General features: G+C 61.8%; 18 protein-coding genes. 7 read left to right on the plus strand and 11 right to left on the minus strand.

The window, feature by feature from the left end:
- Positions 1-379, minus strand: a 379-nt coding sequence (locus AC6H42_RS15175) for a hypothetical protein (protein WP_497548407.1), incomplete at its 3' end; no start/stop codon positions are given.
- A 41-nt stretch (positions 380-420) separates the two neighbouring features.
- On the opposite strand from AC6H42_RS15175, the gene AC6H42_RS15180 reads away from it, so the two are divergent.
- Together AC6H42_RS15180 and AC6H42_RS15185 are read left to right on the plus strand one after the other, a co-directional pair.
- Positions 421-675 carry a hypothetical protein gene (locus tag AC6H42_RS15180; protein ID WP_497548408.1) on the plus strand — a complete coding sequence of 85 codons (255 nt, stop codon included), beginning with the start codon at positions 421-423 and terminating at the stop codon, positions 673-675.
- A gap of 366 nt (positions 676-1,041) precedes the next feature.
- The gene (locus AC6H42_RS15185) at positions 1,042-1,440 is read left to right on the plus strand and encodes a hypothetical protein (protein WP_497548409.1); all 399 of its coding nucleotides are present in this window, start codon (positions 1,042-1,044) and stop codon (positions 1,438-1,440) included.
- A 28-nt stretch (positions 1,441-1,468) separates the two neighbouring features.
- Here AC6H42_RS15185 and AC6H42_RS15190 read toward each other — a convergent pair whose 3' ends face one another.
- Complete coding sequence (locus tag AC6H42_RS15190; protein WP_497548410.1) at positions 1,469-2,383, minus strand: GIY-YIG nuclease family protein; 915 nt, start codon at positions 2,381-2,383, stop codon at positions 1,469-1,471.
- A gap of 112 nt (positions 2,384-2,495) precedes the next feature.
- The gene (locus AC6H42_RS15195) at positions 2,496-2,909 is read right to left on the minus strand and encodes a DUF1249 domain-containing protein (RefSeq protein ID WP_497548411.1); all 414 of its coding nucleotides are present in this window, start codon (positions 2,907-2,909) and stop codon (positions 2,496-2,498) included.
- Positions 2,910-3,123: 214 nt separating this feature from the next.
- Between AC6H42_RS15195 and AC6H42_RS15200 the strand changes: the two genes are divergently transcribed.
- Together AC6H42_RS15200 and AC6H42_RS15205 are read left to right on the plus strand one after the other, a co-directional pair.
- On the plus strand, positions 3,124-3,909 hold the full coding sequence (locus AC6H42_RS15200) for an HNH endonuclease signature motif containing protein (RefSeq protein ID WP_497548412.1): 786 nt from the start codon (positions 3,124-3,126) through the stop codon (positions 3,907-3,909).
- Between the two features lie 148 nt (positions 3,910-4,057).
- Positions 4,058-4,969: a hypothetical protein gene (locus AC6H42_RS15205; RefSeq protein WP_497548413.1), complete on the plus strand. Its 912-nt coding sequence runs from the start codon at positions 4,058-4,060 to the stop codon at positions 4,967-4,969.
- Between the two features lie 339 nt (positions 4,970-5,308).
- Here AC6H42_RS15205 and AC6H42_RS15210 read toward each other — a convergent pair whose 3' ends face one another.
- Both AC6H42_RS15210 and AC6H42_RS15215 read right to left on the minus strand, forming a co-directional pair.
- Complete coding sequence (locus AC6H42_RS15210) at positions 5,309-6,265, minus strand: alpha/beta fold hydrolase (RefSeq protein WP_497548414.1); 957 nt, start codon at positions 6,263-6,265, stop codon at positions 5,309-5,311.
- 86 nt (positions 6,266-6,351) lie between these two features.
- Positions 6,352-7,509, minus strand: a complete 1,158-nt coding sequence (locus AC6H42_RS15215) for a sugar-transfer associated ATP-grasp domain-containing protein (protein WP_057152793.1) — start codon at positions 7,507-7,509, stop codon at positions 6,352-6,354.
- Between the two features lie 146 nt (positions 7,510-7,655).
- On the opposite strand from AC6H42_RS15215, the gene AC6H42_RS15220 reads away from it, so the two are divergent.
- Positions 7,656-8,948, plus strand: a complete 1,293-nt coding sequence (locus AC6H42_RS15220; RefSeq protein WP_497548415.1) for a M20/M25/M40 family metallo-hydrolase — start codon at positions 7,656-7,658, stop codon at positions 8,946-8,948.
- Between the two features lie 103 nt (positions 8,949-9,051).
- Positions 9,052-10,713, plus strand: coding sequence for a methyl-accepting chemotaxis protein (locus AC6H42_RS15225; RefSeq protein WP_497548416.1), 1,662 nt, complete (start codon positions 9,052-9,054; stop codon positions 10,711-10,713).
- A 60-nt stretch (positions 10,714-10,773) separates the two neighbouring features.
- On the opposite strand, the gene AC6H42_RS15230 is transcribed toward AC6H42_RS15225, so the two are convergent.
- Entirely contained in the window at positions 10,774-12,234 is a 1,461-nt protein-coding gene (locus tag AC6H42_RS15230) for a zinc-binding metallopeptidase family protein (RefSeq protein ID WP_497548417.1), read from the minus strand.
- Positions 12,235-12,332: 98 nt separating this feature from the next.
- Positions 12,333-13,361, minus strand: coding sequence for a TraB/GumN family protein (locus AC6H42_RS15235; RefSeq protein ID WP_497548418.1), 1,029 nt, complete (start codon positions 13,359-13,361; stop codon positions 12,333-12,335).
- A gap of 80 nt (positions 13,362-13,441) precedes the next feature.
- Between AC6H42_RS15235 and AC6H42_RS15240 the strand changes: the two genes are divergently transcribed.
- Entirely contained in the window at positions 13,442-14,677 is a 1,236-nt protein-coding gene (locus AC6H42_RS15240) for a dienelactone hydrolase family protein (RefSeq protein WP_057152790.1), read from the plus strand.
- Between the two features lie 20 nt (positions 14,678-14,697).
- Here AC6H42_RS15240 and AC6H42_RS15245 read toward each other — a convergent pair whose 3' ends face one another.
- The 4 genes from AC6H42_RS15245 to AC6H42_RS15260 form a co-directional block, all read right to left on the minus strand.
- Positions 14,698-16,329 carry a tetratricopeptide repeat protein gene (locus AC6H42_RS15245; protein ID WP_057152789.1) on the minus strand — a complete coding sequence of 544 codons (1,632 nt, stop codon included), beginning with the start codon at positions 16,327-16,329 and terminating at the stop codon, positions 14,698-14,700.
- A gap of 16 nt (positions 16,330-16,345) precedes the next feature.
- Entirely contained in the window at positions 16,346-18,631 is a 2,286-nt protein-coding gene (locus AC6H42_RS15250; protein WP_229418012.1) for an EAL domain-containing response regulator, read from the minus strand.
- Positions 18,628-20,787, minus strand: coding sequence for an HDOD domain-containing protein (locus AC6H42_RS15255; RefSeq protein WP_057152788.1), 2,160 nt, complete (start codon positions 20,785-20,787; stop codon positions 18,628-18,630). Before AC6H42_RS15255 ends, AC6H42_RS15250 begins: the two co-directional genes overlap by 4 nt.
- Positions 20,788-20,988: 201 nt before the next feature.
- Positions 20,989-22,272 (minus strand): multidrug effflux MFS transporter, encoded by a 1,284-nt coding sequence (locus AC6H42_RS15260; RefSeq protein WP_082551454.1) that lies wholly within the window; start codon positions 22,270-22,272, stop codon positions 20,989-20,991.
- Between the last annotated feature and the right edge of the window lie 2 nt (positions 22,273-22,274).

Genomic DNA, 22,274 nt, shown 5'->3' on the forward strand with positions numbered 1-22,274 from the left:
CTGAATGAAACAACTGTAAACCTCGCTTCCGCACCGGGCCGGTTTCAGGTGACAACCGGCCAAGATAGTTGTCGTCTACCGGCCAAGATAATTGTCGCTCACCAACACCTTCTATTTCATCCTGATACTTTTCCTGGAATTGATCCACGTCGAAATTAGGGATCGATTTTTCTATATGTGTGTCTGCAAATTGCCGCAAGGACGTGTACAGCAAAAATGAGTTTCCAATTCCCCTAGAGCTCAAATCGGCACGAAGATCAGAATGGAGTCGAGGTGAATCAGCGCCTTGTTCCCAAAAATCTTTTGTATTTGCATTTATGAATGCAACAGGCGTAACGCTATTTTTAGAGGAAAGGTAGGCCAGCACCGAATCCCACATCAGTGAATCTCTGTAGGGCGGGTCCTATCGGGGAGGTAAAGATGTCTAGCAATACCAAACAGACTTCGCCAAAAGTAGCAACGCTGGCAGCCGACGTACTTCAAAACAAGAATTCTTCTCAGATCGCAAAGAGCCTTGCTGCCTCTGCACTCGCTCAGTCATCAACGGGAAAACAAACAGGCGCGGCCATGGAAACAAAAGCGTCAAAGGTGCTTTCCAGCGATAAGTACAGTGACGACACCAAGACATTGGCAGCGACTGTGTTGGCACAGGCCAACAAAGCGCGAGGAAGCTAACGGACACTTTCATTCACCGAAAAGTGCGATGGCCGAGGCAATCTCGGCCATCAATGTCGAAGCGAAGAATTGGATAAACGATTTATATCAATATCGAAAAAAACGGGCGAGAAAATTGCAATTGGCAAACGCCCCGCAGACAGTTAAGCTTCTAACGTAGCTCCGCAAACCCTGCATTCATGCGAGTCCTACGTGAATGATTTCGCAGGTGTGATGAGAAATGAGATGGCTGCTCAGCGAAAAGTCGCGTTGGAGCGGTGATGATCAACGCCATGAAGTAGGCAGCCTGCCATGCAAACTGCCCGTTGCCTTGTCTTCGAAAACGGTTGATGGTAAAGGCTCCTTAACCACACGAGCGCCTACATCATGAACGCTAAGACTACTGCAACCGAGCTGCCCAAGACAACGAACGACCAGAAACCGGCAGCGCCCACTGCAGCGACCACGGCGCCAATCGTTGTCACTGCTTCGCCAGCCGCTGCTGGACCGATTAAAAACGCCGCTACGCCGATTTCATCGACGCCGACGGCGGATATGACGGGGGCGGAAGGAAAACCCGTTATCGCCGATTCTCCTGCGGCCAAACCGGAAAAGAAGCCGAAGCCGCCGACAAAGATGGAAATCGCCACGTCCATCTACCTGCGGATGTCAGCCCAGAAGGACGTAACCCGCAAGCAGATCGTTGAGCAGTTTGTTTCCGAGGCCAAGCTCAGCGCTGCGGGTTCCAGCACCTACTATCAGCTGATCAAGGCAAAGCTGGGCTGATCAAACTATCGTCTGGACGAAACACTCTCTAGACAAGGTCAAGGCCGCTTTCGAAATACTGCTTGAAGGTCATGCCATCATCGAGCTTCCAGTTGTCTCGCCCGTTGATCGAGTATCCGGTGACTATTCCTGCCGCTTGCGATGCGGTCTTGAACATATGATCCCGTTTAAAGATCATCTTCCCGTTTGAGCTTGCAAGCACTCCCGATGCGATAAGCGTCTGTCTCAAAGCTAGAGCCCCGCCCGTTAAACTTGACGCTGGCGCTAGGGCGGCATCCGAACCTTCGAAGACGACCATGCCCTCCTCGGTCCAAACAGCTCTGGCGTGTAAGCCGCTAACTCGAAGATGAAAAACAGACGAAGGCTCAAGCACCTTAGCTGCAGGCGTAGGGATGCTTTTAACCATTCGGGCAATTTGCGCGTCCATGGGGTTTTCACGAACGACCAGTGGGTCTAGCAGGCGATGTCCTAGCACACCCAGTAACGTCTTGGCAAAAACCAAGAACTCTTCCATTGCATCTCGATCAGCTCTGGGAAGAGACGGCAGGGCCGGGGCAACGTTGTTCTCGAGTTGATAGCGTTTTGCTTCACCTGCCATCAATACCAGCCGGGCTTCCAAATAGCGAACGTGGGCCTTTGTTAGATTTTCATCCTTGCTGCTGAAACTCACCAACTCCGACCAGAACTCCTTCCCAGACAGGTGGCTGTGCAGGCGATCAGCGAGCACTTCAGCTTCGCCGATGTAGGCGATTTCAGCACCTGTCTCGTCGTTCACCCCGAACAGGATATAGACACCGGGACGTTGTACCTCCGGCCATTCGCGCAACTCGCTGAAAAGCGAACGCGGACAGGCTAGCGCCTGTCCAGTCCAATTTGCTATTTCGGCATGGCGAATGCCGGCTACCGTTTCGTTCGGCAGGTAGATCCTTATACTTTTTCCCATTTTCCCATCCAGGCTCGTAATACCGGAACAATAACAGAATGGACGAGCGCGGTCCGATGGGAAACACAGTCGCTCGACACCTCGATAGCGGCTGCGCCAAAGCAATTCGGTGCTAATCGACCTTTGCCGTCAGCTCAGACTTCGATTGACACCGCCCCTCTGTAATCAATTTCCCAAGCCACTGCTCTAGGAAATTGTTCAACTCTGCCTTAGCAAGAGGGCTGAACGCCATCAGCTCGGGACAGAAAACTTTCCGCGAGCCGAAGCAATCACTGTAGGTCAGCACCCCAACGGTCTCTGCCAGCAAGTACACCTCCACGGTCATGTCAGGGTCAGGTATCGCCGCGCCATGAAGCCGCTGGAGATAGTGGCTCATGCGAAGCACCAGCCGGTGCGGATGCCGCTCGATCACATCAACGTGCACATCGGTATGCCCAAGCGCAGCAAGCTTGGCGGGCGCGCTCATGTCGTGCAGGTCTGGAAGAAGTTGAAGCAGCTTGCGATAGTTCTGATGATAGAGATCCATGTCGATTCCACGTCGTTTACGGTACGGGAACCATCCATGGAAAAACGAAAACAGAAAACGTTACCTCTGTAAGCACGTTCGTCCATCAATGTGAGAATGTGCGTATTTTCCTTCTCAGCAAGATGATATTCTTGTCAGCATCAGGCCACATTCTGCCGGTAGCCGCCGTTCGATAGATGGTTTGTACAAACTTTAAAATCTGTGAGGGAGTGAAATGTCAGGCATAACGGATAGGACAATTTCTAAGCTCTTTGGCTTGGCCGCAGGACGGTGCAGTATCTGTAAGACACCAGTCGTTGAACCTAATGTGAAGATTGGCGAGATGGCTCACATCATTGCGAAGAGGAAGGGTGGCGCTAGAGGCGAGCTACCCGTAGTTGGGGATATCAATGGTTATGAAAACCTAATCCTGCTTTGTCCGAATCATCACAGCGAAGTCGATGATAACGAAACTGATTACCCACCTGAGAGGTTGCATCGTTACAAACAAGAACACGAGGCGTATGTTCATCAACTCTTTGACAATATTAGTCAGAAGCGAGTTATGGACGTCGCTGGGCTTAAAGCTTTGATGCGCTATTTACCTTTCACTCAAATGATAATTTTGACTGATGGCCTACCAGAGCGATTCAATCATAAGCTTTTGTACGTTTATGACACCTGTGATAATTTCGCCAAAGATAACCCACAGTGTCGCCCGTTCGGCGATCCAAATCTTGAAAGTTACTTTTTTAATTTCTGGGAATGCATGTCGAACTTGATCGATTATCATGAGCATGCCTCCATAGGAGGAAAAAATGTTTTCATGCCAGGAATACTAATTGATGCAGATCCCAATGTAAGCTATTTGAATCGCGATCTTGACTATCATCAACGTAGACAAGCCATGGCCGAAATTGAGCAACTACTGAACAAATTGGCTGAGGTCTACCATCCATTCTTACAATATATTAAGATGACTTATTCTGAAATCAACTTGGCCACATTTGTGGGGTGGTGAAAATCTTCCAAAACAGTATAGTTATAACTGGAAAGAATAAATTATTGTCGAGAATCGGCCGTGAGGGACCGAATCCAACCAATAGCTCTCGGCGGCACGTTGATTCGGAGCCGATCATTCACATCACATATTATTCCACAGGTTTTAAATGCTCCCTGCCGATTTTGAAGAATCTGAATACCGCGGTCCTCTGTACAACCAGCTAGAGCGCGGCAACCATCTTGTGTGGGAGCCAGGTCAAGTTTTTGAAAAGCATATAGGTATTGATCGCGCTGCTTATGTAACCGATCCATATTTCTGGAATCTTCACACCCTTGCTAGTCCGATGAGTGGAGTGGTGTTATTGGATTATGACTGGAACTATATTTGGAAGACCCGCCTAAAAAATAAGATACTACCCGATTTCAAGCTAAACTTATTCTTACAGGCCAAACGCCCGCACTCAGGAACTCGCCCTAGAGGTAAAGTAAAGAAAGCAGGCATCAATGGCGACTATTGGAAGTTTGAAATCACGCCCCACCAACAAGTCGCCCTTGAGCGGATGGCAGTAAACTTAACTGGTAAAGCCATTGTCTGCTATGCCGCGCCTGCATTTCACACTCAGGCTGCATTGTATGAACACACAAAAAATCAAAGCATAGTTCCCTTTAGCTCCTTTCCTCCCATATCCGCTCTTACAGGTCATGGCGCTTGGTATTACGATGGTGGAGGTTTGTATGGCGTTGCGAATCCTGACTTTGTTCGCGTAGAGTTTGAAGCGCTACAGGCGCGGATAGCTAACCTTATAGATCTCAATCAGTCCCGGGAAGTAAATGCTGAAAATTCTCTTGACGATCTCGCTATTTCGCTAGTGAGATCAGTATCAGAAGTGCAAGTACCGTCGCCCACTGACATTTGGTACCAACATCTTCTAAACCGCGTAGAAGATGAAATTTCGCTCATGCTTGAATTTGGCATGCGTGACGAAAAGAAAATTCAAGCGCATAGGAATTTCTTGCAAGTTAGAGCTTTTTGTTACGCATACCGCCTCGACTGGTTTGTAATAGGAAAAGGCGTCTAAATGGAGCCGGAAATTGCACTTACCTGTCACGGAGAGAATTAGGGAAGATAAATGCAGACTGAGGGATCTACTAAACAGTGTGATATTTTCAGTCAGCCATCACACCGTATCAGCAGCTTTTTCGACTAGATGTGGGGTCGAAAATGTGATGGCAGATAACTTGTTGATTAAAGTGGAGTTTTGGTGAGATCGCATATTCATGCGCCTGAAACGCGCATGAATAGTGGCGTTCATCGATGTGGCGGGGCTTGGGAAGCTTCTGCTCTACCATTGAGCTACACCCGCATGCCGTGCATTCTACGCGGGTTTGCACGCTGTTGGCAAACCCGCAAGCGATTCCTACAACGCCCGGAGTAATGCCTGCTGAAACTTCTCCGGCTCATCGTGATGAATCTGATGTCCTGAATTTTCGAATGAGAACAGGCCCTTCTTCGGAGCCCGTAGTCTCTCGTAATACTCTGTCGTGATTCGGGTGGATGTCTGGATGTCGTTCTTGCCAACGAAGAAGTAGATGGGGATTTCAACTCGCCCCAAGGTCTTGGGCAAATCGATATTCATCACTTCATTCCATACCGGAGACCAGTTCTTCGACCAATGGAGAAAGCCGGTTCGGAATTCATTGCTTGTTACCTGCTTTTTACCTTCTTTGTAGAAGAGCCATTTCCTCAGGTATAGCAAGTCTTCGTCATTCTTGAATGGGATATTGACCTTGGCCAGTTCTGCGCTCGCCACGGAATCTTCCGCGAAGTGGGTCTTCAAGGTCGCCAGCAATTCTTTCTCGCTTGCCAGTTGGCTGACTACAGGGTTAACCGCGAAGTACGCGTGCAGCAGATGGGCATGGTTACGGACCATCTGGAATCCCAGGACGTTTCCCCAGGAACTGCCCAACAGATAGATCTTCTCCTGCTTCAGCTCTTTTCTGAGGAACTCGATGACTTCAAACGTATCGCGTTCCATCTGCGCCACGCTCGGCTGGACGGGTGAGGGATTCAGTTTGAAGGTCTTGCCGGCATCCCGCTGGTCCCATTGAACGATAGTGAATCGTTCTCTCAAGATATTGGTGTAGGAGGCGGCGTTGTTCATCATGGAACTTCCGGGGCCGCCGGATAGAAACAGGAGAACGGGTTTGCCGGGATCATCCGTCGTTATTTGCACGACTTGCTTGATTCCGCCGATTTCAGGCGTCAGAAGCGCAGAAGTGCCCTGCGGTGCCGGTGCGGTCGCGTTGTGAGCTTGGCATGCGTACAGCGGAACCAAGGCCGCAAACAGGAATGCGGCTATGCTTCTTTTCGTCATGAAATAATCCCGAATTGCCAAAACTGCATTCTACGCGGCTTTTGTGTGCCATTTGGCAATTTGGCAGCCGGGCCGGCGCAAGCGCGCTACAGCGCCTTGATCCACGGATGTGCGTCCAGGTTGGCGTGGCGCCGCAGGAAAGCGCGCATTTCTTCGGTCAGCAGGCCGCGTCCGTGGATTTGCGGGCCGATGGTCATTCCCAGGTCGTTCAGTTCCAGTATCACCGGCCCCTTGTCGGTCAGGGCGAAATCCCAGTGGTGGATGCGCATCAGCGGGAAGCACGCGCCGCCCTGGCGGCATGCCTCCAGCACCTGCTCCCAGCCCGGCACCCTGAACCCTTCCAGCCGCGCGCCGGTGAGCGGGTGCGCGAGGTGGACGGAGGTGTTGGGCCAAAACGCCGTCAGCGTGCGGGTGACGCTGCCGTCGGCCAGGTTGACGCTGGCCAGCAGGTTGCCGTACTTGCCCTTGCTGAAGTTGTCGACGTGGTTGGGCGGCACGGCGATTTTCCACAGCGCGGCGATGGGCCTGGCGCCTTCCGGTCCGTTCAGGCAGATGACGCGCACGCCGCAGATGGCGGCCCAGTGGGTCAGCGCGTGGATTTCCGGCGCGGGCGCCAGCGGCGACTGGAACACGAAGCCGCACTCGGGACGGTGATAGCGAGGATCGATGCTGACGGTGAGGCGGCGCAGGAAGTCGTCCACCGCCACGGTGGCGCCGCCAAGGATCTGCAGCGCGTCGATTTCCCGGTCGTAGCCAGACAAGTATTCGGCGCCCTTCCCTTGCTGCGAGAAAGCGGGCTTGGCGAACAGCGGGAAATTGGCAGGGTTGCGCAGGAAGGCGCCCACTTCGGCTGGCGTCTTCAGATGCTCGCCATGGCTCGGCGGCACAAGCGCCGCGCTGTGATAGTAGGCCCGCAGCGGTACGACGGGCAATCCTGCGGCGCCGGCCAGCGCCGTGAACGCAAGCTTGTCCCAGGCCGGCAGGACCGCGTGGCGCGGATTGAGCGCCATCCCGAGGCTGGACTCCAGCCGCCAGCCCAGGTAGTCGCGCGCGCCGCGCCCCAGCTGGTAGCTGTCGTCGTACAGTTTGTAGCAGTAGTAGTCGGACATGCCGCATCGGCCGCCCATGCTGCGCAGGGCGTGGATCTCGCGCAGCTGCGTCATGACACTCTTGCCGGTCTGCTGCCTGGCCAGCGCGCTCCAACTGCGCCATTCGTTCAAACTCTCGGCGTACTTTGTCAGCATGTTCTCACTCCGATCTATCAGGGTGGCCGGATGCGAGCTTCCAGAGTAGGTGAGAACATGCGCCAATTCAACCTGAATCGCTGGTTTGCGCTCCATTTGCGGATCTGCCATGATGGCCGGTATTTCCCCCGATCCGAGGACTTTGCATGACGCCGATTTCCACCCGCAACGCCGGCCTTGCCGCGCTGGCCATGTCGTTCACATTCGCCGTCCCGCACGCCGCCGCGCAGCCCCCGGCAGCAGCACCGGCGGCGTCCGCCGATCCGGTCGCCGCGCTGGTCAATCAGCTGGACCTGGAAAAGTACAAGGCCACCATCAAGAGCCTGACCCGTTTCGGCGACAGGCGCCAGGGCACGGAGCGTAACCGCCAGGCGCTGGACTGGATCGAGGCGCAGCTGAAGTCCTATGGCTGCACCAACACCGAACGGGTGCAGTACCAGTTCACGGAACCGGCGGTGCGCGGCAAGCCTGCGGTGCAGGCCGGCGGCGGCGCGGGCGGGCCGCCGGGCCAGGGTGGCAGCACGCTGTTCGGCAAGCGCGCGCCCATCGGCGTGAACAACGATCCCATGCTGCAGCCCGACGAACGCCTGCGCGCGATCAATGCGGAGCCGACGCCGCTGGGCACCTCGCTGCGCGAGAACGTCTATTGCACAAAGCTAGGCAGCACGCATCCGGGCGAAATGTACATCGTCAGCGCGCACATGGACGGCATCGGCTTCGGCGAGGCGGCCAATGACGACGGCTCCGGCACCGCACTGGTGATGGAGCTGGCGCGCATCTTCAGCGCACCGGGCGTGGAGACGGACCGCTCGATCCGCTTCATCCTGTGGAACAACGAGGAGACCGGCTTGAACGGCGCCAGCGCCTACGTGGCGCAGCGCCAGCATCTGCAGGGCGTGGAATCGCCGCCGGGATCGGGCAAGTATCCTGAACCGAAGTGGCTGGGCATGATCCAGCACGACATGATGCTGTTCGACCATGGCATGCCTGTGCCCAAGCTGGACGCGGCGGGCAAGCCGGTGCTGGACGCGAAGGGCCAGCCGGTGTACAGCGCGCCGAAGGAGCAGCGCGCGGAGGCGGACGTAAACATCGAGTACCAGTCGCAGTCGAAACAGGCGGACGCCTCGGCCAAGCTGGCCTGGGCCTTCCGCGCCGCCAACGACAAGTACGCCACCCACTACCCGGCGGCTGTCGGCTTCCATATGACCAACACCGACTCCACGCCGTTCATGGACCTGGTGCCATCGATTTCGCTGCGCGAGAACGAGCGCGGACAACAGATCGGCGCCGGCTGGAATCCGCACTGGCACCAGCCCACCGACCTGTACGCGAACTTTTCGGACAAGGACTTCCTGCTAGGCCTGAACGCGGCGCAAACCACGCTGGCCGGTGTGGCGCAGCTGGCCGGCGCGCGCGTCAAGCCGGCACAAAGAAAATGAGCTGAACCACGCACTGTTGTAACCATGCCACTGGGAAATAGTTGACACTTGAATCTGTTAGTATGCAGGCCACCTTTCGTCAACTCCATGCACAGGATTGCACATGCGCAGCACACCGCAAGCGGCCGGCCACGAGACCGTCCTTGAAGACGGCAAGCCCATCGTCACCACCACGGATCTGAAGGGGCGCCTTACCTACGCCAACTCCACCTTCATGCACGCCAGCGGTTTTGCCGACGAGGAGCTGGCCGGGCGCGCGCAGAATGCGCTGTACCATGCCGACATGCCGCCGGAAGTGGACGCGGACATGTGGCGCACCGTGCTGTCCGGCGAACCGTGGCGCGGCCTGGTGAAATACGGCCGCAAGGACGGCGGCTTTTTCTGGTGCATCGCCAACGTCACGCCGGTGATAGAGAAAGGCGCGGCGACCGGCTTCATGTCGGTGTGCACCAAGCCCAAGCGCCAGCAGATCCAGGACGCCGAGCAGCTGTACCGCAGCGTCAAGGGCGGCAACCCGGACGGCATCAGCATCGTGCGCGGCGCCGCTGCGGCGCGCGGCTGGCGCAAGCTGGCCAATGCGCTGCGCGACATCACGCTGGCGCAGCGCCTGGCGCTGTGCTTCGGCGGCATGACGCTGCTGGCGCTGGCGATGGCGGCCCATGCCGTGCTGCCGTATGGCGAACGCGCCTTGCACCTGCAGGCGCTGCTGATGGCGCTGATGGCGCTGTACGGCTGGCGCAATCTGCACCAGGCCATCGTGGCGCCGGTGCAGGCCAGCATCAACGCCACCCGCATCCTGGCGGGCGGCGACCTGACCACCCGCATGGCGGTGGACCGGCACGATGAACTGGGCCAGCTGCAGGCATTCATCCGCCAGCTGAACCTGAACCTGGCCTCCATCCTGGTCGATATCCGTGGCAACTTCGCGCTCACGCGCAGCACCACCACCCAGGTGCGCAGCGCCAATGCGGACCTGTCGGCGCGCACCGAGGCGCAGGCGTCCAACCTGGAACAGACGTCGGCCAATATGGGCCACATCACCGGCACCGTGAGCCAGACGGCGGACAACGTGAACGCCGCCAGCGGCGTGGCGAGCGAGGCGACCGCGCTGGCCGAGCGCACCGGCGTGGCGGTGGCGCAGGTGGTGGTGGCCATGAACGACATCAGCAGCTCTTCGCGCCAGATCGTGGACATCGTCAGCCTGATCGACGGCATCGCTTTCCAGACCAATATCCTGGCGCTCAATGCGGCGGTGGAAGCGGCGCGCGCCGGCGAGAGCGGGCGCGGGTTCGCCGTGGTGGCCGGCGAGGTGCGCAGCCTGGCGCAGCGCAGCGCGGCGGCGGCCAAGGACATCAAGGCGCTGATCGACGCTTCGGCCGGCAAGATAGCGGCCGGCGCAGACATCGCCGGCACGGCCGGCAAGGATATGGATGCGGTGATCGCGGCCATCGGCCGGGTGGCCGGTATCATGGGCGACATCAGCCATTCAACCCGCGAGCAGAGCACCGGCATTAGCCAGGTGAAGGACGCGATCGTCCAACTGGACGAGGTAACGCACCAGAACGCGCTGATGGTGGAGCAAGCCTCGGCCGCCACCGCCGTGCTCGACACGCAGGCGCAAGCAGTGGCCAAGGCGCTGGAAGTGTTCAAGCTGCCGCCGCAGGCGGACGCGCGGAAAACCTCGCCCGGAGCGGCTGTCAGCGCGGCGCCGGCGGTGCCGGCACGGACCAGGCACGCGGCGCTGCCGATGGCGCGCCGGGCCTGATTTCACTTGATACCGCTTGATACCGCTTGATACCGCTTGATCCGGGTTTGATGCCGCCGCTTACCTGGCGGCGTAGAACGCCTTCATGAAGCGGTAGAAGTTCCACACATCCACCTTGCTCGCCATCTCGAAGGTGGAGTGCATGCTAATCAGCGGCACGCCCATGTCGATCACTTCCATCTCCTGCTGCGACATGAAGCGGCCGATGGTGCCGCCGGTGCCCACATCCACCTTGGGCGTATGGGTTTGCCACGGGATGGACGCCTGGTCGAGGATGCCGCGTATCCTGGCGGTGTACTCGGAGTTGGCGTCGAAGCCGCCGCCGTAGCGCTTGATGGTCACGCCGAAACCGATGCGGGCGGCGTTGCTTGCCTCGGACGCTTCCGGGAACAGCGGCGACAAGCCATCGTTGGTGTCGGCGCTGACCACCTGCGCGTGGCGCAAGGCCGTGCGCAGATCGATCTCGCTGTACTGCGCGCCCTTCTGGCCGCTCACCAGGCGTGCGTAGGCGGTGTTCAGCAGCTGCGACGATGCGCCGGTATTGTTGACCGAGCCGACTTCCTCGAAATTGGACAGGTAGGCGATGGCCGTTTGCGCCGGTGCGCCGTCCAGGTCCAGCAAGGCGCGCAGCGCGCAGTAGGTGCTCAGGCGGTCGTCCTGGCCGTGGGAACCCACCAGGCCGCGGTCTATGCCCACGTCGCGCGGCTGCGTTGCAGGCACCAGGTGCAGGTCGGCGCTGACGAAGTCTTCTTCCTGGATGCGGTATTTCTCCTTCAGCGCGCGCAGCACTTCGGCCACCACGCTGGCTTTCTCGCCAGGGATACTGCCCGCCACGGGGTCCAGTTCCTCGCCCTTGAACACTTCGGTGTAGCTGCGGTTGCGCAGTTCCTTGTCCGCGTGCGGCGCCGCGTCGCCGATGGCGAACACCGGATCTGCCGCATCGAAGCCGATCGAGACGGCGATGGTGCGGCCGTCGGTGGTGTCGATGCGCCCGGTCAGCGCCAGCGGCACATTGGCCCACTGGTATTTCTTGATGCCGCCGTAGTAGACGGTGTTGAACACGGCCAGGCCGTCGCGCGCGGCGCCGTTCACCGGGCGCGCCTTGAGCGCGATGTGCGGGCTGTCGTGGTGGGTGCCCACCACGTGCGAACCGGACACCAGCGGCTGCTGGCCTACCACCGCCAGCACCACGGCGCGGTCGCGCGCGGGCAGGATCAGGCGCGCACCCGGTTTCACCTGGTCGGGGCGGGTCAGTTCGGCGAAGCCGGCCGCCTTGGCCAGGCGGATCGCTTCGGCCGTGGCGGTGTAGGGGCTGCGCGCCACGGCAAGGTACTGCTTGTACTGCTCGGCGAAGCGGAACACTTCGTCGCGCTGGCCGCCCCGCAGCGCCAGCCAGGACGACTTCTTGCCGGCCCAGACGCTGGCGCCGCCCGCGGCCTCCTGCGCCTGTGCATGCATGCCCGCGCCCGCGCATGCCCACGCCGCCATCACCATGATGGCCAGCTTGCCGTATCGTTTCATTCACGTCCCCTTGTCTTATTTTCAAGCAGCGCCGTTGCCGCCGAAGGCGCTATGCTAAGGGGGCGCAGCGGCGTTGGCAATGCCTTGCGCGGGGCCGCTCAGTCCGGGCTTTCCACGGTGTAGCCCTTGGCCTTGAGCGCGGCCAGGTAGCCATCCGGCTTGAGTATGTCGGCCAGGCGCAGGGTGGCGAAGGTGCTGTTGTTGGTGGCCAGCGCCTTCTCGGCGGCCGTCACCCAGGCGACCTGCATCCTTTCCTTCACGTTCTGGAAGCCGGGCCGGCTCTTGGCGAATTCGGCGTTCAGCATGGCGTCGCCGCATTCGGTTTCCTGGTCGGGGAAGCTCAACTTCTGGATCGCTTCCAGGTCGCCCTTGGCCCACGCGTTGGCGCGCACGCGCATGGCGTCAAGGTCGCTTTCCAGGCGTTCCAGCGTCTTCGAGAAGCAGGCGACATCGGCCAGCTGCGACTTCTTGAAGTCCTTCATCATGCCGGAGGCGTCGTCCGTCGGCAGCTGGATGCCGGTCTTGACGACCTTGATGTTGTGCTGCTTGACGATGCCGTCCAGCTTGCGGCCCACTTCGTAGCCCTTGGACAGGCCGGCCTGCTGCATGCCGGCGCGGAACAGGGTTTCGGCAACGAAGATGGGGCGCTCACGCTCGATGCTGTCGTTGTCGCCCAGGTATTTGGCTTTCAGCGGCAGCCAGCGCGCGTAGACGTCGGCCGGCAGCACGTCCTTCAGGGTGGCGCCGTCGGGATTCTTCTTCACGCCGATCAGGCTTGGCAGCAGCGTCAGGCCGCGCAGCCAGCCGACGCTGGCCGACGCGCCGGGCGGCGTCAGGTACTCCTGCGACTGGGACAGCACCGATTCAACCTGCTGCGAACGCCATTCCATTTTCTGGGGCAGCGGCGAATAGGTGCCGAACACCCACAGCACGTGTCCATCCTTGCTCACCTTCCACAAGCCCGGTCCCGGCTTCTGTCCCACCACCAGGATTTTTTCCGGCACGGCCTCGGCCTCGGCGCCGGCCGCAGCCTCCGTTTGGACCGCCGGCGGCGTCGCTTCGGTTTGCGCCCAAGCCGAAGCGGCTGGCAAAATCAGGCACAGCACGGGAAGCACTTGTTTCAGCATGACACGTCCTTTCAATAAAAGAAGTCCAAGGTTACTATTCTTGCATTTGTTGCGTGGCAATTTTTCAGGATGTTACAAATATGCCTATATCGTTCCCGAATCTGAGCGCCGTGCTGCTGGCGGCAGGCCTGGCGCTGCCGGCCGCGGCGCAGGACCAGCAGGCGCTCCAGCACGATCACCAGCAAGACTACCAGCGCGCCGGCGTGGCCGACAACATGCCGGTGTTCCAGCAGGCGCTGAAGGCCAAGCTGGCCTTTCCCATGGCCTGGTCGCCGCAGGTGAAAGACTTGCCGGCCTGGCGCAGCACCGGCCGCGCCAAACTGTGGGAACTCACCCTGCAGGCGCCCGACAACACGCCCTTCCAGCCGCAGGCGATCGCCGAGACCGACCGGGGCAGCTACGTGGCGCGCCAGGTGGTGTTCAACCTGAGCGCCGAGAGCCGCGTGCGTGCGCTGATGCTGGTGCCGAAGGGCGCCGGACCATTCCCCGCCGCGCTGATGCTGCACGACCATGGCGGCAAGTTCGACATCGGCAAGGAGAAGGCCATCCGGCCCTGGGGCGACACGCCGCAGGATTCGGAACAGGACAAGGCGCGCCTGGCGTCCTCGCAGGCCTGGGCCGACAAGCACTTCTCCGGCCGCTATCCGGGCGACGCGCTGGCCAGGCGCGGCTACGTGGTGCTGGCGGTGGACGCGCTGGGCTGGGGCGACCGGGGGCCGCTGACGGGCGACACGCAGCAGGCGCTGGCCGCCAACGCCTTCAACCTGGGCAGTTCGCTGGCCGGCATCATGGCCGCCGAGGACGCGCGCGCGGCGGCCTTCCTGGCCTCGCGGCCGGAGGTGGATGCGCGCAGGGTGGCGGCGATAGGCTTTTCCATGGGCGCGTTCCGGGCCTGGCAGGTGGCGGCGCTGTCGGACGCGGTGACGGCCGTGGTGGCGGCCAACTGGATGGCCACCACGGAGGGCTTGATGGTGCCGGGGAATAACCAGCTGCGCGGGAGTTCGGCCTGGAATATGCTGCATCCCGGCCTGCTGCGGCACATGGATTTTCCGGACGTGGCCAGCCTGGCCGCGCCCAAGCCGGCGATGTTCTTCGCTGGCGCGCAGGACAGGCTGTTCCCCGCCGCGTCGGTGCAGCAGGCGTTCGGCAAGATGGAGAAGGTGTGGCGGGCCTGGGGCGCACAGGACAAATTCGAGGCGCGCATGCTGCCGGGCGGGCACGTGTTTCCGCAACAGGAGCAGGATGATGCGTTTGACTGGCTGGAGAAGCAGTTCGGACGCGCGCCGGGCGATGGCGGGTTACGCGCTCCGCGCTAGCCCGCAGGAGCCGCCTGCGCCTAGGCCGGTGCTGGCAACAGCTCGACGCGCTCGCGCAGCAGCGCCAGCTGGGGCGGGTCCATGCGGCCGGCGGCGTTTTGCAGATAGCGCGCGGCGGCGCTGACGCCGCCGCGATCGGCCATCGACAGCCATAGCCATGCCTGCGCCATGTCCGGCGCGGTGCCCTGCCCGCTGTAATACATCAATCCCACGTTGAACTGCGCGCGCGCATGCCCCTGCGCGGCCGCCTTCTGATACCAGGCCAGCGCCTCGCCGTAGTCGCGCAGCAGCCCGTGCCCGGTGTCGTAGCGCAGCGCCAGCGCGAACTGCGCCAGCGCGTGGCCCTGCTCGGCCGCCTTGCGGTACCACAGGCCGGCCTGCACGCTGTCCGGCGCCGGGCTGTCGTCGCTGTCGAGCAGCTGGCCCAGGCTGTACTGCGCCGCCGCGTAATCCTGCTCGGCCGCCTTGCGGTACCAGGCGATGGCCTTGCGCCCGTCCTGCGGCACGCCGCGTCCCGTTTCATAGCGCAGGCCGAGGTCGAACTGCGCGCGCAGGTGGCCCTGGTCGGCTGCCTTGCGGTACCAGAACACGGCTTCCTGCACATCCTGCACCACGCCGTGGCCATTGTCGTACAGCAGGCCAAGATGGTATTGCGCGGCGGCGTAGCCCTGTTCGGCGGCCATGCGGTACCAGTGCTGCGCCTGTTCGTAATCCTGCGGCACGCCCTGGCCATGGTCGTAGCGCAGACCGAGGTTGTTCTGCGCAGCGGCATGGCCCAGCGCGGCGGCCTTGCGGTACCAGTGCAGCGCCTTCTGCTCGTCGCGCGGGACAGGCTCGCCAGCTCCGCTGCCGCCGCCATTGTCGTAGATCAGGCCCAGGTTGAACTGCGAACTGGCGTGATCCTGCTCGGCCGCGCAGCGGTACCACTGGATGGCCTGCTGGGTGTCCTGCGGCACGCCGTCGCCCTTGTCGTAGCGCAGCGCCAGGTTGAACTGCGCCGGCGCGTAGCCCTGCTTGGCGGCCTTGCGGTACCAGGACATGGCCTGGTTCACGTCCTTGGCCACGCCCTGCCCGTTGTCATAGCGCAGGCCGAGATTGAACTGGGCGCGCGCGTAGCCCTGCTCGGCCGCCTTGCGGTACCAGGCGATGGCCTGCCTGAAGTCCTGCGGCACGCCCTTGCCGGTGTCGTACATCATGCCCAGGTTGTTCTGCGCACCCGCGTCGCCCTGCTCGGCGGCCTTGCTGAACCAGTGCATGGCCTGCTGCGTATCCTGCTGCAGGCCATGGCCCTTGGCGTACATCCAGCCAAGGTTGTATTGCGCAGCGGCGTAGCCCTGCTCGGCCGACAGCTGGTACCAGCGCGCCGCCTCGGCCAGGTCCTGCTTGAGGCCCTGCCCTTTCTGGCACATCACGCCCAGGTTGTACTGCGCGTGCTCCAGGCCCGCGTTGGCGGCCTGGCGGTACCAGGCCACGGCCAGCTCATAGCTCTGTTCCACGCCCTGGCCGTTGAAGTACATGAAGCCCAGGCTGTGCTGGGCGTTGGCCACGCCGCGCTCGGCCAGGTCTTTCACACGCAGGAATTCAGCGGTGTAGTTCTCCGGCCCGGTGCCGGCGCCAGGGGCGTGCGCTTCCGAAGCGGAAAATTTCTGCATGGCCGGTTCCGCCGCGTCAGGCCTGGAAGGCCGCGATGACCGCTTCGTGCTGGACCAGCGCGTCGGCGCGCGCATGCTCGGGCGCCTGCTGCTGCAGCACGCCGATGAAGCTGGTCAGCGAAATCGGCCGGTGGTAGAGGTAGCCCTGCATGGTGGTGCAGCCGTTGGCTTGCAGGTAGCGCGCCTGGATCTCGGTCTCCACGCCTTCGGCCACCAGGTGCAGGCCGAGGCCGCGCGCGATCGAAATGATGGCCAGGATCACCGGATAGTGGCCCTGCTCGTCGTGGATTTCCTTGACGAAGCTCTGGTCGATCTTGATGGTGTGGATAGGGAAGCGGTGCAGATAGGACAGCGAGGAATAGCCGGTGCCGAAGTCGTCGATCGCCACCGACACGCCCAGCTGGCACAGCTTGTTGAGCTGCTCGATGGCGTAGAGCGGATTGCGGATGCAGATGTTCTCGGTGATCTCCACCTCGATCTGCGCCGGCGAAATGCCGTAGCGCGTCAGCGCGCCGCGCATTTTCTCGAAGAAGTCGCCCCGGTCCAGGTATTGCGGCGACAGGTTCAGCGACAGGCGCAGCGCTTCGCCGCCGTTCGCGTTCCACTGCAGCAGGTCGCGGCACAGCGCGCCCAGCATCCAGTCCGAGATCGGCAGCATCAGGCCGTTCTCTTCGGCGAAGGGCAGGAACTCGCCGGCCGACAGCAGGCCGCGCTGCGGATGGTTCCAGCGCATCAGCCCCTCGGCGCCGATGATGCGGCCGGTGGCCACGTCGATCTGCGGCTGGTAATACATTTCCAGCTCGTTCTGCTCCAGCGCGCGGCGCAGCGCCTGCTCCAGCGCGATCTTCTGGTGCGACATGTCCAGCATGGAGTTGTGATAGAAGCTGTGGCCGTTCTTGCCCAGCGCTTTCACCTGGTACATGGCGATGTCGGCATGGCGCAGCAGCTCGTCGATGCTCTCGCCGTCGCTTGGATACACGGCAATGCCGATCGAGGCCGAGATGTGCACCTGGTGGCCGTCCAGGTCGAATGGCTTTTGCAGGCTTTCCAGGAACTTCTCGGCAATCACCTTGGCGTCGCCCCGGTCGCGCAGCTCCGGCAGCACGATGGTGAATTCGTCGCCGCCCTGGCGCGCCAGCGTGTCGCCCTTGCGCAGGCATTCCTTCAGCCGCAGCGCGGCCTGCTGCAGCAGCTCGTCGCCCTTGACGTGGCCCAGCGTGTCGTTGACCAGCTTGAAGCGGTCCAGGTCGACGAACATCACGGCCAGTTCGGTAAGCTTGCGCTTGGCCTGGATTACCGCCAGGCCCAGGCGGTCCTTGAACAGCATGCGGTTCGGCAGGTCGGTCAGGATGTCGTGGTAGGCCTGGTAGGAAATCACTTCCTCGGCACGCTTGCGGTCGGTGATGTCGCGCGCCACGCCGTAGATGCCGTAGTGCTCCTGCCGCGCATGCTCCGGGGTGTGCACGCCGATGGCGTTCATCGGCATCGTCATCAAGGTGTTGCTGAAGGTGCGCTCGATGCCGTTGCCCTTGCACTTCAGGCGCAGCTCGACGTTGCGCGAAGTGCGTTCATCGACCCTGCGTTCGCCGCCGCGCTCGTTGAACACGTAGCGCGCGCGCTCCAGGTCCTCGTCGTGGATCAGCACCGAGTAGTGCCGTCCCAGCAGTTCTTCGCGCGTGAAGCCCAGCAGCTGGTAGGCGCGGTCGTTGACGAAGGTAAAGTGGCCATCCTGGTTCAGCGTGTAGATGATGTCCGGCGAGCTGTCCACCAGGTTGCGGTACATGCGCTCGGAGGTTTCCAGCCGCTCGGCGATGCGCTCGTTGTCCACCGCCAGGCGGCGCTGCGCCAGCGCGTTTTCCACGGTCTTGAGCAGTTCTTCGCGGCTGTAGGGCTTGCGCAGGTAGTCGTAGGCGCCGCGCTTGAGCGCGCCGATCGCCGCTTCGATGCCGACGTCGCCGCTCATCACGATCACGTCGCTGTCGATGCCCTTGCCGTTCATGAAGTCCATGATCTCGTGCCCGCTCATGTCGGGCAGGCGCAGGTCCAGCAGCACCAGGTCGAACTTCATTTTGGTCAGTTGGGCCAGCGCTTCGCTGCCGCAGGTGGCGGTCACCAGCTGGTAGTCGCGGTCGCGCAGCAGTTCGTACAGGGAAGACAGCAGGCGTGGCTCGTCATCCACCAGCAGCAGGCGGGGACAGAAATCGCTCGCCAGGGGTACGGCGGCGGTTGCACTCGTGGCGTCGGTTGCCGGGAGCGGGGTTTGGGCGCCGGCAGCGTAGGGCGAGTTCATCGCGTCTTTCATACAGAATCCATCGCCCGCGATTGCGCGCCGGCGGTGAGGTTGTTGCCGCCCCTCACGGGCAGCAGGATTTCAAAAGTCGTGCCGGCTTTGCCGCTGCGGCAGGTGATCATGCCGTCCAGCTTCTTGACCAGGCTGTGCACGATAGACAGGCCCAGGCCGTGGTGCTTGCCCTCCTTGTTGCTGCGCACCGGCGTAAACAGGTTGGCCAGCACCTCGGTCGACAAACCGGGGCCATTGTCGCCGATCACCAGCTCCAGGTACAGCCTGCGCTCGCGGTTCACATGGCCGCGGTTGGCGATCTCTATCCGGCCGCCGTCCGGCAGCGCTTCGACCGCGTTCTTGACCAGGTTGACCAGGATCTGTTTCAGGATGTCGGCGTCGCCCTCGATCTCGGCCGGCTCGTCCTGCATGCGCACCAGGATCTGCACCGAGGCCGGCACGAAGTCGGTGGCGCGGAACAGGCGCAGCACGTCGTCCACCACGCGCGCCACGTCGGTCACGCGGTTGCCGTCGGACGGCTGCAGGTCGGCCAGGCCGTTGATCAGCGCGCCGACCCGGTCGATCTCCTCGTTCAGGATGGACATCTCGCCCACCACCGGCTCGCGCCGCGCCAGCTTGGTGTCCAGCACCGACAGGTAGTTCTTGATGATGGACAGCGGGTTGTTGACCTCGTGCACCACGCGGCGCGAGGCCTCGCGGTATTCCTCGGCCACGTGGGCGATCTGGCGCCGCGCGTGGCCGCGTTCGGAGAGCTGGGTTTCCAGCGCGGCGGCAGCCTGGTTGCCGAAGGCCTGCAGGAAGCGCTCGCGCTTGTGGTACGAAGGCAGCTGCCAGGCCGCAGCGCCGCCCACCAGCACGCCCAGGCAGCGCTGCCCGGCCACCAGCGGCACGCACACGAAACTCTCGGTGCCGAGGATGCGGAACAGCTGCTCTTCCGAGATGCCGACCGGCGCCGCACCCTGCCCGGCCTGGCTCAGGTAAGCCACGCGGCGCTCGCGCGCGGCGTCGGCTACCGTGCCGCCCTTGGCCAGCGGGATCGAGAATTCGGCCAGGCGCTGCTGCTGCTCGCCCGCCGCCATGCCCACCAGGGCGTGGCCGGTGGGGTTCTCCAGCAGGATCACGGTATTGTCGAAGTCGAACAGGATGCGCGCCGAGCGCGTCATCGCTTCCAGCATGCCGGTCTCGCCGGTCTGGCGCGCGAAGGTCTGGCCCATTTCGGACACCAGCACCATGTTGCGCACCTCCTCGGACAGGCGCTGCTGCACCGGGTCCACCGGCGGCGGCGGCGCGTAGGCGACCGGCGCCACGATGTCGTCCGCGCCGGCCAGTTCGATGCCGAGGTAGGCGGCCGACTTTTCCACCTGGCGCGCGGCGGCGTGGCAGATCACGTGCAGCGCGTCGCTGCCGATGGCGCACAGGCCGGCGGCCGCCTCGATGGCCTCGTCCTCGTCCTCATGGCTGCACAGCAGGTGCGCCAGGCGCACGATGCGGATCAGCGGATGGGCCGCTTCCAGGCGCGCCACCGGCTCGTGGTGGTACAGCACGCTGTCGGCCAGGAAGGAGTCCAGGTTCCAGCGCTCGATCAGCCAGGCGCCCGCTTCGGAGTGCGTGATCTGCAGGGTGCGCTGCTCCACCGCGCACAGGTCTTCGTCGTCGCGCGCGGTGAAGTTGAAGGCGTATTCTTTCGGCGCGGTGGCCAGCAGCGCCAGGCGGCCGACGTTGTGCAGCAGGCCGGCCAGGTAGGCTTCTTCGGCGTGCGGGTACTCGAGCTGCTTGGCGATGTCGCGCGCGATGACGGCGGTGGTCAGCGAGCTTTTCCAGAAGCTGCGCAGGTCGGTGCTGCCGGAATGGGGGAAACTGTTAAATGTCTGAAATACCGATTCGCTGATGACCAGCGTCTTGATCATGTCCGTGCCGAGCGATACCAGCGACTGCTCCAGCCCCACGGCGCGGTTGTTGCGGTGGTAGGCGGAACTGTTGGCGACCGACAGGATCTTGCTGGTCATGCCGGCGTCCTTGGCAATCAGCGCGGCCAGCTCCGGCATGCCGGCGTCGTCGGCCTGCAAGTGCTCTATCAACTTGATGAGTATCTGCGGCATGGCCGGCAGACGGGCAATCAGCAAGCGATTGCGAATATCATGGTCTGATTGATGCATCGTATCACGCATTGCCGCCAAGGAACTTTATCGAAGTTGAGAGGCGCTCAACGGCAGGGCGCCACCGCATTAATATTTAACCAACTGTAGAAAACTGTAGAAAAATCAGGCACTCGGGAAGCGATAGTAGCATAAACAACTTAGATAACTTATCGGCAATTAAAATTTCTTCCTAAACTTATCACACTTCCTTGCCGATAACTATCCGCCCGCCTGTTGGGCTGACAGCATGCTCCGGTAATAGCGCGCCGTCAACCACAATGCCAGCGCCGTCACGGTGAACGCCAACTGCCCGTATGCCAGCCACAACACGGAGTCCGACAGCACCGGTGCGATGGCGCCGGCCACCACGGCGCCCAGCAAGGTGGTGGCGAATGACTGGCAAGATGCTACCGTACCACGAATATGCGGGAACAGATCCAGTCCCAGCAAGGTGGCCGCCGGCGCCACCACCGACATGCCGAAGGTGTAGAAGAACAGCGGCGCCACGCTCCACGGCAGCGACGGCGGCTGGAACCAATGGTAGATGACGTTGACGCTGGCCGCCGCGATCAGGAAGCAGAAGCCGATGCCGATCTGGCGCGCGAAGCTCATCTTGCCGGCGATGCGGTTGGCCGCCAGCGCGCCGAGGAAGATGCCGCTCACGGCGGGAATGAACAGCCAGCCGAACTGGTCCGGTCCGAGTCCGAGGTGGCGCGGCAGCATCACCGGCGCCGCCGTGATGTAGACGAACAGGCCGGCGAAGTTGAACGCCACCACGCCGGACTTCAGGTGGAACAGCGGCGACGTCAAGATGGTGCGGTAGTTGCGCGCCAGGTAGCGCGGATTGAAGGGCTGGCGCCGGCCGGGCGGCAGCGTTTCGGGCAGGCGGCGGTAGCACACCAGGAACAGGCCCACGGTGTAGATGAACAGGAACAGGAAGATGGCGCGCCAGTCCAGGTATTTGACGATGACGCCGCCCAGTACCGGCGCGATGGCCGGCGCGATCGAGAAGATCATGGTGACCATGGACAGCAGGCGCGCGGCCGGCGCGTCCGCGTACAGGTCGCGGATGATGGCGCGCCCCACCACCACGCCGGCCCCGGCCGACACGCCCTGCAGCACGCGGAAGAACCACAGGTAATGCACCGAGTGCGCGGCGGCGCAGCCCATGGTGCCGATGGCGAACAGCACCAGCGACACCAGCACCACGTTGCGGCGCCCGAAGGCGTCGGCCAGCGCGCCGTGCCACAGCACCATGGCGGCGAAGGCCAGCATGTAGGCGGTGAGGGTTTGCTGCACTTCCAGCGGCGTGGCGTGCAGCGAAGCCTGGATATTCGGGAAGGCCGGCAGGTAGGCGTCGATCGAGAACGGTCCCAGCATCGACAGCGACGCCAGCACGATGGCCAGCGCGAAGGCGCTCAGCGGCTTGGCGTGGCTCGGTTCGGGCGGGGGGATCTCGGCGACGGGATCGGGAGGGAGGTTCGCGGGAGGCGTAGGAAACATGT

Source organism: Massilia sp. NBRC 108631, from assembly GCF_059704565.1.